The organism is Actinomadura logoneensis (genome assembly GCF_003428695.1).
GTDB lineage: Bacteria > Actinomycetota > Actinomycetes > Streptosporangiales > Streptosporangiaceae > Spirillospora > Spirillospora logoneensis.
In genome coordinates this window covers 1-3,739 of sequence record NZ_QURH01000749.1, presented here as the reverse complement: position 1 = coordinate 3,739, position 3,739 = coordinate 1, and the positions used below count along the sequence as shown (strand labels likewise).

The 3,739-nt window shown below is 74.5% G+C and carries 3 protein-coding genes; all 3 read left to right on the top strand.

Translation table 11 applies throughout. The features are described 5' to 3' along the window. A partial coding sequence (locus DZF91_RS26670; protein ID WP_117359928.1) for a UDP-N-acetylmuramoyl-tripeptide--D-alanyl-D-alanine ligase occupies positions 1 to 1,240 on the top strand: 1,240 nt, incomplete at its 5' end. Then, positions 1,237 to 2,295, top strand: a complete 1,059-nt coding sequence (gene mraY, locus DZF91_RS26665; RefSeq protein WP_117359927.1) for a phospho-N-acetylmuramoyl-pentapeptide-transferase — start codon at positions 1,237 to 1,239, stop codon at positions 2,293 to 2,295. The genes DZF91_RS26670 and mraY, both read left to right, overlap by 4 nt. Continuing rightward, positions 2,277 to 3,674, top strand: a complete 1,398-nt coding sequence (gene murD / locus DZF91_RS26660; protein ID WP_117359926.1) for a UDP-N-acetylmuramoyl-L-alanine--D-glutamate ligase — start codon at positions 2,277 to 2,279, stop codon at positions 3,672 to 3,674. Before mraY ends, murD begins: the two co-directional genes overlap by 19 nt. Positions 3,675 to 3,739: the final 65 nt, after the last annotated feature.

Genomic DNA, 3,739 nt, shown 5'->3' with positions numbered 1-3,739 from the left:
GGCCGACGGGCACGACTTCGCCCCCGCGGCCCTCGCCGCGGGCGCGAGCGCCGTTCTGGCGGCCCGGCCCGTGGGCGGCCCGGCCGTGGTCGTGCCGGACGTCCAGGAGGCGCTGGGGCGGCTCGCGACCGGCGTGCTGGCCGAGCTGCCGGACGCCGTGGTGACCGGGATCACCGGCTCGGCGGGCAAGACGTCCACCAAGGACCTGATCGCCCAGGTGATCGAGCGGTCCGGGCCGACGATCGCGCCGGTCGGGTCGTTCAACAACGAGATCGGGCTGCCGCTGACCGCGCTGCGCGCCGACGCCGGCACCCGGCACCTGGTGCTGGAGATGGGCGCCCGCGGCGTCGGCCACATCGCCTACCTGTGCGGCATCGCGCGGCCCCGGATCGGCGTCGTGCTGAACGTCGGATCGGCGCACCTGGGAGAGTTCGGCAGCCGCGAGGCCGTGGCGCAGGCCAAGGGCGAGATGGTCGAGGCGCTGCCCGCCGACGGCACGGCCGTGCTGAACGCCGACGACCCGCTGGTGGCGGCGATGGCGGCCCGCACGGCGGCACGGGTGGTCACCTTCGGCCGGGGCGCGGACGCGGCCGTCCGCGCCGTGGACGAGACCCTGGACGAGGCCGGCCGCCCCCGGTTCACCCTGGTCACCCCCGAGGGCGAGGCGCCGGTGGCGCTGCGTCTGGCGGGCGCGCACATGGTCCCGAACGCGCTGGCCGCCGCGGTGGTCGCGCGCGCCGCCGGGATGCCGGTCGGGCAGGTCGCCGACGCGCTGTCGGCGGCCGGGCCGCGCAGCCGGTGGCGGATGGAGGTCGCCGACCGCGCCGACGGCGTGACGGTGATCAACGACGCGTACAACGCCAACCCGGAGTCGACCCGGGCCGCGATCGACGTGCTCACGCACCTCGCGCGGGGCCGCCGGGCCTTCGCCGTCCTCGGCGAGATGGCCGAGCTCGGCGACACTTCGGTCGCGGAACACGTCAAGATCGGGCAGCATGTCGCCCGCAGCGGCGTCGCCGGCCTCGTGGTCGTGGGCGGCGCCGCGGCCGCGGTGGCCGAAGGGGCCGCCCAGGTGGCGGCATGGACGGGAGAGTTGGTACAGGTGGATGACGTCGGCGCGGCGGTGACCGCGCTCAGCGGGCGGCTTCGGCCGCGGGACGTCGTACTGGTGAAGGGCTCCCGTGTGACGGGCCTGGAGCGGGTCGCGGAGGCGCTGCTCGCGGGGGGTGCCCGGGCATGACCAACATCATCATCGCCGCCGGGGTGGCCCTGCTGTTCGGCATGGTCGGCACCCCGGTGTGGATCCGGATCGTCAACCGGCTCGGCTACGGCCAGATGATCCGGCAGGAGGGCCCGGAGGCCCACCTGAAGAAGCGCGGCACGCCCACGATGGGCGGCACGGTGTTCGTCGTCGGGTCGCTCGTCGGGTACGGCGCGGCGCACCTGCTGACCGGCACCAGCCCGACGGTCTCGGGCGGCCTGGCGCTGTTCCTGATGACCGGGCTCGGCGCGGTCGGCTTCGTGGACGACTACATCAAGGTGTTCAAGCAGCGCAGCCTCGGCCTGCGCTCCGGCGCCAAGATGATCGGCATCATCCTGGTCGGGGTGGTGTTCGCGGTCGGGTCGCTGAACTTCCCGAACCACCTGGACGTCACGCCGGCCGACGCGCACCTGTCGTTCCTGCGCGACTTCGGCCCGGCGATCGGCGCGGTGCCGTTCGTGATCTGGGCGCTGCTGCTGATCGCGGCGACCTCCAACGGCGTGAACCTCACCGACGGGCTGGACGGCCTGGCCGCCGGCCCGTGCGCGATGGTGCTGGCCGCCTACGTGCTGATCGGCAACTGGCAGCTGCGCAACGCCTGCGAGTTCGCGCTCGCGCCGAACTGCTACAACGTCCGCGACCCGCTCGACCTCGCGGTCGTCGCGGCGGCGGTGCTCGGCGGCGTGTTCGGGTTCCTGTGGTGGAACGCGCCCCCGGCCAAGGTGTTCATGGGCGACACCGGCTCGCTCGCCCTCGGCGGCGTGCTGGTCGGCCTGGCGATCCTCACCCGCACGCAGTTCCTGCTGGGCGTGCTGTGCGGCCTGATCGTGATGATCACACTGTCGGTGATCATCCAGGTCGGCGGGTTCAAGATGACCAAGAAGCGGGTCTTCAAGATGGCGCCGCTGCAGCACCACTTCGAGCTGTCGGGCTGGGCGGAGACCACGATCGTCGTCCGGTTCTGGCTCATGTCGGCGCTGTTCACCGCGATCGGCCTCGGCCTGTTCTACCTGGAATGGATGCCGAAGAAGTGACGGAGTCCTACGAGGGGCGGCGGGTCGTCGTCGCGGGGCTCGGCGTCTCCGGGACGGCCGCGGCGCGGGTCCTGGCCGGGCGCGGCGCGCACGTGACGGTCGTGGACGGCCGCGACGACGACGCGTCCCGGGAGCGGGCCGCCGAACTCGCGCCGCTGGGCGTGACCGCGCGGCTCGGCGACGCCGACACCCTGCCGGAGGGGACGCAGCTGGTCGTCACCTCCCCGGGCTGGAAGCCGGACGTCCCGCTGCTGGCCGCCGCCGCGGCGGCCGGGATCGAGATCTACGGCGAGGTCGAGCTCGCGTGGCGGCTGCGTCCGGCGGACGCGGCCCCCTGGCTCGCCCTCACCGGCACCAACGGCAAGACCACCTGCGTCCGGATGCTGACGTGCATCCTGGCCGCCGCCGGGCACGACGCCGTGGCGGTCGGGAACGTCGGCACGCCGATCGTCGAGGCGGTGCTGGAGAAGCACGACGTGCTCGCCGTGGAGCTGTCCAGCTACCAGCTGCACTGGTCGTCCACGCTCCGGCCGCTGGCGTCGGCGGTGCTGAACGTCGCCCCCGACCACATCGACTGGCACGGCACGTTCGACGCGTACGCCGAGGCCAAGGGCAGGATCTTCACGCCCGGCTCGGTCGCCGTGGTGAACGCCGACGACCCCGTCTCCACCCGGCTCGGACCGCCGGACGCCAAGGCGTTCACCCTCGGCGTCCCCGCGCCGGGCCAGCTCGGCGTCGTCGAGGAGCTGCTGGTCGACCGGGCGTTCGTGGACGATCCGCGCACGTCCGCCGCCGAGCTCGCCGAACTGGGCGACGTGCGTCCGTTCGCCCCGCACAACGTCGCCAACGCGCTGGCGGCGGCGGCCCTGGCCCGCGCCTTCGGCGTGCCGCCCGAGGCCGTCCGCGAGGGGCTGCGGTCCTTCGTGCCCGACCCGCACCGCATCGCGCACGTCGCGACCGTGGCCGAGGTCGACTACGTGGACGACTCCAAGGCCACCAACCCGCACGCCGCCGCGTCCTCGCTGGCGGCCTGCCGGTCGGCGGTGTGGATCGCGGGCGGCCTGCTCAAGGGCGCCGACGTGGACGACCTGGTCGCGTCCTGCGCCGACCGGCTGCGCGCGGTCGTGCTGATCGGCCGGGACCGGGCGCGGATCGCCGAAGCACTCGCGCGACACGCGCCGGATGTCCCCGTGGTGGACGTTCCGGACACCGACACTGGGGCGATGGACCGAGTCGTGACCCGCGCCGCCGCCCTCGCACGGCCCGGCGACACCGTGCTGCTCGCCCCGGCGGGGGCCTCGTTCGACATGTTCACCAGTTACGGCGCGCGCGGCGACGCGTTCGCCGAAGCGGTCCGGCGGCTCGTCGCGCGGGCATGAGCACCGCCCCCGCCGCGGAGCGGGACCAGGACGCGTCCGGCGGCGACCGTCCGCCGCGGCCCCGG

Excerpts from the sequence above, each read along its gene's own strand:
- mraY (WP_117359927.1), top strand. The coding sequence starts at position 1,237 with ATGACCAACATCATCATCGCCGCCGGGGTGGCCCTGCTGTTCGGCATG.
- murD (WP_117359926.1), top strand. The coding sequence starts at position 2,277 with ATGGATGCCGAAGAAGTGACGGAGTCCTACGAGGGGCGGCGGGTCGTC.